Raw genomic sequence first — 6530 nt, 5'->3', positions numbered from 1 at the left:
CGGGGGGGGGGGGGGGGGGGGGGGGGGAGACCCGCCCCCCGCGGCCCCACCGGGCGGCGCCCGCGTCCCGGCCGGTTGCGGCGACGGTCAACTGACGCTTGCCGAACCGTTCTTCGCCTGTGTCTGCTTCTCCGCCTGCCGCGCCGCGTTGAACTCCTCGACGTTGCGCTGGTGTTCGGCGTAGTCCGCCGTGAAGCGGGTGTCCCCCGGCTTGACCGTGACGAAGTACAGCCAGTCGCCCTGCGGCGGGTTCAGTGCCGCCGCGAGGGCGTCGTCGCCCGGGTTGGCGATGGGTGTGGGCGGCAGGCCGGTGCGGGCGTACGTGTTGTACGGGCTGGAGATCCGGGTGTCGGTCATGGAGGTGTCCACCGTGGAGCGGTTCAGCGCGTAGTTGATGGTCGAGTCCATCTGGAGCGGCATACCGAGGTTCATGCGGTTGTAGACGACCCGGGCCACCTTGCCCATGTCCTGCTTCGTCTCCGCCTCTGCCTGCGCGATGCTCGCGATCGTCACCGCCTGGTAGACGGAGACCGCCTGGCCTTCCGCCGCGCCCTTCACCTTCGGCCCGCCGAACCGGCGGTTCGCGGTGTCGACCATGTACGCGAGGACGGACGCGGGGGTCGCGTCCTCGCCGATCGGATACGTGGCGGGGAACAGATAGCCCTCGGGGTGGCCGGCCGCCTCCCCCGGCAGTTTCAGACCGATGGTGTGCGCGGACTTCTTCGTCGTCCCGGGGGCCGCTTCGAGTGCCTTGTCGATCGCCTCGTACACCTGCGAGGTGCGCCAGCCTTCGGGCACGAGCAGGGTCTTGGCCTGCGGCCGCGGCTCCTGCCGGTCGAGCAGTACGGGAACGCCGGCCGCGGCGCCGGCGAGCAGGGCGCCGGTCATGGCGAGAGCGACCTTGCCTCTGCGGGTGAGGCGGATCCTGCCCTGGGGGGCACTGTCGTTGCGCATGCGGGCACGGTAACCCGCACAAAGCGATAAATCGGACATTCGGCGTGGTCGTGTACCCACTCCGGCTCAGGCCACCGGTTCCAGCCGCTTCCCGTTCACCGGCTGCTGCGCGGCCGCACCCGCTTCGGGCTGCTGCGCGTCGCGGCGGACCAGCGCCGCGTACCGCCCGTCCTGCTCCAGGAGCGAGGCGTGCGTACCGCGTTCGGCCACCCGGCCGGCGTCGAGGACGACGATCTCGTCGGCCGCGCGGACCGTGGAGAGACGGTGGGCGATGGTGATCGTGGTGCGGTTGGCGGACAGGGCGTCGATCGCTTCCTGGACCGCGTGTTCGGTCCGGGTGTCGAGCGCGCTGGTGGCCTCGTCGAGGATCAGGACCGGCGGGTCGCGCAGGATCGTACGGGCGATGGCCAGGCGCTGCTTCTCGCCGCCGGAGAACCGGTGGCCGCGCTCGCCGACCACCGTGTCGTAGCCGTCCGGCAGCGACGCGATGTGGTCGTGGATCTGCGCCGCCTTGGCCGCCTCGTGAAGCTCCTCCTCGGTCGCGTCCGGCTTGGCGAAGCGGAGATTGTCGGCGACGGAGGCATGGAAGAGGTACGTCTCCTGGGAGACGACGCCGACCGCGTCCGCGAGGGTGTCGAAGTCGAGGTCGCGAACGTCCACTCCGTCGATGGTGACGCGGCCGCCGGTCACGTCGTACAGACGCGGTACGAGGGAGCTGAGCGTCGACTTGCCGGAGCCGGTCGGGCCGACCACCGCGAGACTGCGGCCCGCCGGGACGGTGACGTCGATGGCGTCGAGGATGGGCGCGCTCTCGTCGTCGTAGCGGAACTCGACGTTCTCGAACCGGACTTCACCCTTGACCTTCGCCAGGCGCACCGGGTTCTCGGGCTCCTGGATGTCGATGGGCAGGTCCAGGTACTCGAAGATGCGCTGGAACAGGGCGAGCGAGGTCTGGATCTGGACGCCGGTCGACAGCAGGCTCACGGTGGGGCGGAACAGGCCCTGCTGCAGCGAGACGAAGGCGACGAGGGTGCCGAGCGTGACCGCGGGGCCGCCCATGTGCTGCGCGAGGCCCGCCGCCCAGTAGAGGAGCGCGGGCAGCGCGGCCATCACGATCCCGATGGTCGACATGCGCCAGCGGCCGGCCATGCTGGACCTGACCTCGAGGTCGATCAGGCGCTCGGACTCGTCCGCGAAAGACTTGGTCAGGGAGTCGGAGCGGCCCATGGTGCGGCCGAGCAGGATGCCGCTGACCGAGAGCGATTCGGTGACGGTGGCGGCCATCACGGCCATCTGCTTCTGGCGCTTGGTGGTGATCTTCTTGCGTTCGTTGCCGACCTTGCGGCTGATCATCACGAAGACGGGCAGCAGGACCAGCGAGACGAGGGTGAGACGCCAGTCGAGCGCGAGCATCGCGACGACGGTGGCGATCACGCTCGTGAAGTTCTGCACCAGCGAGGTCGCGGTGGAGGTGACGGTGGCCTGCATGCCGCCGATGTCGTTGGCGATCCGCGACTGCACCTCTCCGGTGCGGGTGCGCGTGAAGAAGGCCAGGGACATCTGCTGCAGACGTCCGTACACCGCGGTGCGCAGGTCGTGCATGACGCGCTGGCCGACCGTGGTGGAGATCAGGGTCTGCAGGACACCGAAGACGCCGCCGACGACGGCCGCGAGGATCATGCCGAGGGCGAGCAGGCTGAGCAGCCCGGTGCGGCCGTCGGGAAGAGCGGTGTCGAGGATTTCCTTCAGCAGGAACGGGGTGGCCACGGAGACCAGGGACGAGGCGGCTACGAGCAGGGCGACGACTGCGAGCCGGCCACGGTAGGGGCGGAAGAGCCGGGCGATACGGCGCAGCTCACGCGGCTTCTCCGGATCGCGGGGCGGGGCGGACCAGGTGCTTTCGAGATCGGTGTGGGCGGGCTTCATGTGCCTCCTAAGGCGGGGGTATATACATCACCCGAAGAGGATAGCTCATTGTTACCTATACTCACAATGAGCGGAGTCCTGATAGGCTCGCCGTATGACCCAGGGCACCGACCAGGCCACGGACCGCGATGGCCTCCTCGCCGAGCAACTGCTCCGCCTCACGCGCCGGATGCACCGCGTCAACAAGCGCCTCCTCGAGGAGTCCGGGCTCGGGATCACCCCGGCCCAGTCCCGTCTCCTGCGCGTCCTGTCCCATCACCTCGCGCATCACGACGAGCCGCCGCGGATGGCCGACCTGGCGGCCCGTATGGAGGTTGTGCCGCGGGCGATCACCACGCTCGTCGACGGCCTGGAGGCGGGCGGCTGCGTCCGGCGCGCGCCCGATCCGGCGAACCGCCGGGTGATCCGTATCGAGCTGACCGACACCGGCCGCGAGGCGCTGCGGACGCTGCGCGACGCGCGCCGTTCGGCCGCTCAGGACATCCTGGCTCCATTGACCGCCGAGCAGCGCGAGGTGTTCGGCGGTCTTCTCTCCGCCCTGGTGGACGAACCCGGGCGGCACTGACCGACGCCGAGGAGAGCCCGATGCCCTTGCTGGAGCCGAACCCCGACGCGCTGCGCCCGCGCCTTGACCGGGGCGAGCCCTCACCCGACCGGGTGCAGGACGGCCAGGCGACCGGCACACCCGAACCGCTGCGCGGCGAGCTGATCGACCTGCTCGGGTCGGAAAAGGTGCTGTGGAACATCTCCGATCTCGTGCGCTACGCCTCCGACGCGAGTCCCTACCGGTTCGTGCCCCAGGTCGTGGTGGTCGCCGAGGACATCGACGATGTGTCGGCCGTGCTCTCGTACGCGCACGGCAAGGGCCGTCAGGTGGTCTTCCGTGCGGCCGGCACCTCGCTGAACGGGCAGGCGCAGGGCGAGGACATCCTCGTCGACGTGCGCAAGCACTGGGCCGGGATCGAGGTGCTCGGCGACGGCGAGCGGGCGCGGATCCAGCCCGGCACCACCGTCCTGCGCGCCAACGCCACGCTCGCGCGGCACGGGCGGGTTCTCGGCCCGGACCCGGCGAGCGCCATCGCGTGCACGCTCGGCGGCGTCGTCGCCAACAACGCGTCCGGGATGACGGCCGGCACCACGCGCAACTCGTATCGCACCCTTGCCTCGCTGACCTTCGTGCTGCCGTCCGGCACCGTCGTGGACACCGCGGAACCGGACGCCGACGAGCAGCTGGCGCATGCCGAACCGGCGCTGTGCGAAGGGCTGTTGGCCATCAAGCGGGAGATCGAGGCGGATCCCGGGCTGGTACGGCGCATCCGCGCCAAGTACGAGATCAAGAACACCAACGGCTACCGGCTCGACGCCTTCCTCGACGGTGCGACGCCGGTGGAGATCATGCGCGGCCTGATGGTCGGCTCCGAGGGGACCTTCGGGTTCATCTCCGAGGTCGTCTTCGACACGCTGCCGCTGGACCGGCGGGTCTCCTCGGCGCTGCTGTTCTTCCCGACGCTCAGGGACGCGGCCGCCGCGGTGGAGCGGTTCAACCAGGCGGGCGCGCTCGCCGTGGAGCTGATGGACGGCAATACGCTGCGGGCCTCGGTGAGCGTGCAGGGCGTACCGCAGGACTGGGCTCGGCTGCCGAAGGAGACCACGGCGCTGCTCGTCGAGTTCCGCGCGCCGGACGAGGAGCGTCAGGCCGCGTACGAGAAGGCCGCGGCGCAGGTGATGACGGAGCTCGAACTGGTCGCGCCGGTCGCCTCGGTGACCAATGAGTTCACCCGGGACGCGGGGACCATCGCGGGCTACTGGAAAGCTCGCAAGGCCTTCGTCACGGCGGTCGGCGGCTCGCGTCCGTCCGGTACAACGCTGATCACCGAGGACTTCGCGGTGCCGCCGGGGCAACTCGCCGATGCCTGCACCGCGTTGCTCGAGCTCCAGACCCGCCATGGCTTCGACGCGGCGGTCGCGGGGCACGCGGCCCACGGCAATCTGCACTTCCTGCTCGCGTTCGACGCGGCGAAGCCTTCGGACGTGGAGCGGTACGCGGCGTTCATGGACGAGTTCTGCAAGCTGACCGTCGAGCGCTTCGACGGCTCGCTCAAGGCGGAGCACGCCACGGGCCGCAACATCGCGCCGTTCCTGGAGCTGGAGTGGGGCGAGAAGGCCACCGAGCTGATGTGGCGGATCAAGCAGGTCATCGATCCCGACGGGGTGCTCGCTCCCCGGATCGTGCTGGACCGCGACCCGAAGGCACATCTGCGCGGCCTGAAGACGATCCCCAAGGTCGAGCTGATCGCGGACCCGTGCATCGAGTGCGGCTTCTGCGAACCGACCTGCCCCAGCCACGACTTGACCACCACACCGCGCCAACGGATCGTGCTGCGCCGGGAGATGATGCGCCAGCCCCCCGGTTCGCCCGTGGAGGACGGTCTCGTCGAGGCGTACGGCTATGACGCCGTGGACACCTGCGCCGGGGACTCGACCTGCAAGCTGGCCTGCCCCGTCGGGATCGACACCGGCATGATGATGAAGTCGTTCCGGCACGCACGGCACTCGCCGCGCGAGGAGAGGATCGCGGCCCTTGCCGCCAAGAACTTCAAGGCCGTCGAGATCTCGGCGCGGCTCGCGGTGGGCGCCGCTGACAAGATCAGCGACAAGCTGCTCACCGCGGTGACCCGCGTCGCGCGCAAGGCGGTACGCCCCGACCTCGTGCCCGAGTGGCTGCCGGAGGTCCCGGGCGCCGCCGCCCGCAAACTGCCGCGCACCTCCCGTACGGGAGCGAGCGCCGTCTACTACCCGGCCTGCGTGAACCGCATCTTCGGCGGTCCCGAGGACCGCAAGGGTCCGTCGCTCGCGCAGTCCGTCGTGGCCGTCTCGGCGCGGGCGGGCAAGCCCGTGTGGATCCCTTCGGACGTGGCCGGAACGTGCTGCGCGACGATCTGGCACTCCAAGGGATACGACGACGGCAACGCCGTGATGGCCAATCGCATCGTCGAGGCGGCCTGGGGCTGGACGGCCGGCGGAAGGCTGCCGCTGGTCGTCGACGCGTCCTCGTGCACGCTGGGCATCGCGCACGAGGTGGTGCCGTATCTCAGCGACGCCAACCGGCAGTTGCACGCCGAGCTGACCATCGTCGACTCGCTCGTTTGGGCCGCCGATGAACTGCTCCCCCACCTCACCGTGCACCGCAAGGTCGACTCCGCGGTGGTCCATCCCACCTGCTCCATGCGGCACTTGGGCGACGACGCCCAGCTCAAGACCGTCGCCGAGGCCTGTGCGCACGAGGTCGCCGTCCCCGACGACGCGGGCTGCTGCGCCTTCGCCGGTGACCGCGGCATGCTGCACAAGGAGCTCACCGAGTCGGCCACCGCCCGCGAGGCGGCCATGGTCACCTCACGCCACTTCGACGCGCATCTGTCGGCCAACCGCATGTGCGAGGTCGGCATGGATCACGCCACGGGGCGCTCGTACTACTCGGTACTGATGGAGCTGGAGCGGGCCACGCGGCCAACCGCCTGACCTCGCACGGCACTTACGCCGCCCCGGTCCGCATCTGCGGGCCGGGGCGGGTTCCGTGTCCGGGGGGGCCTTCCGGGGGGGGGGGCCGCCCCGTTCCGGGGGTCGCGCGCCCAGCCGGGGTGGCAGCTGGT

The 6530-nt window shown here is 70.4% G+C and carries 4 protein-coding genes; 2 read left to right on the top strand and 2 right to left on the bottom strand.

What is annotated here, in order from left to right:
* Positions 1-87: 87 nt before the first annotated feature.
* The gene (mltG, locus tag JAO81_RS20790; protein ID WP_199549399.1) at positions 88-954 is read right to left on the bottom strand and encodes an endolytic transglycosylase MltG; all 867 of its coding nucleotides are present in this window, start codon (positions 952-954) and stop codon (positions 88-90) included.
* Positions 955-1020: 66 nt separating this feature from the next.
* The gene (locus JAO81_RS20785; RefSeq protein ID WP_199549398.1) at positions 1021-2880 is read right to left on the bottom strand and encodes an ABC transporter ATP-binding protein; all 1860 of its coding nucleotides are present in this window, start codon (positions 2878-2880) and stop codon (positions 1021-1023) included.
* Between the two features lie 94 nt (positions 2881-2974).
* Here JAO81_RS20785 and JAO81_RS20780 point away from each other — a divergent pair, with 94 nt between their 5' ends.
* Entirely contained in the window at positions 2975-3445 is a 471-nt protein-coding gene (locus JAO81_RS20780) for a MarR family winged helix-turn-helix transcriptional regulator (protein ID WP_199549397.1), read from the top strand.
* A 20-nt stretch (positions 3446-3465) separates the two neighbouring features.
* Positions 3466-6399 carry an FAD-binding and (Fe-S)-binding domain-containing protein gene (locus JAO81_RS20775; RefSeq protein WP_199549396.1) on the top strand — a complete coding sequence of 978 codons (2934 nt, stop codon included), beginning with the start codon at positions 3466-3468 and terminating at the stop codon, positions 6397-6399.
* The last annotated feature ends 131 nt before the right edge of the window (positions 6400-6530 follow it).

Source organism: Streptomyces sp. N35, from assembly GCF_016464295.1.
Lineage (GTDB): Bacteria > Actinomycetota > Actinomycetes > Streptomycetales > Streptomycetaceae > Streptomyces.
This window is presented reverse-complemented; position numbering and strand designations above follow the sequence as displayed.

Excerpts from the sequence above, each read along its gene's own strand:
- mltG (WP_199549399.1), bottom strand. The coding sequence starts at position 954 with ATGCGCAACGACAGTGCCCCCCAGGGCAGGATCCGCCTCACCCGCAGA.
- JAO81_RS20785 (WP_199549398.1), bottom strand. The coding sequence starts at position 2,880 with ATGAAGCCCGCCCACACCGATCTCGAAAGCACCTGGTCCGCCCCGCCC.
- JAO81_RS20780 (WP_199549397.1), top strand. The coding sequence starts at position 2,975 with ATGACCCAGGGCACCGACCAGGCCACGGACCGCGATGGCCTCCTCGCC.
- JAO81_RS20775 (WP_199549396.1), top strand. The coding sequence starts at position 3,466 with ATGCCCTTGCTGGAGCCGAACCCCGACGCGCTGCGCCCGCGCCTTGAC.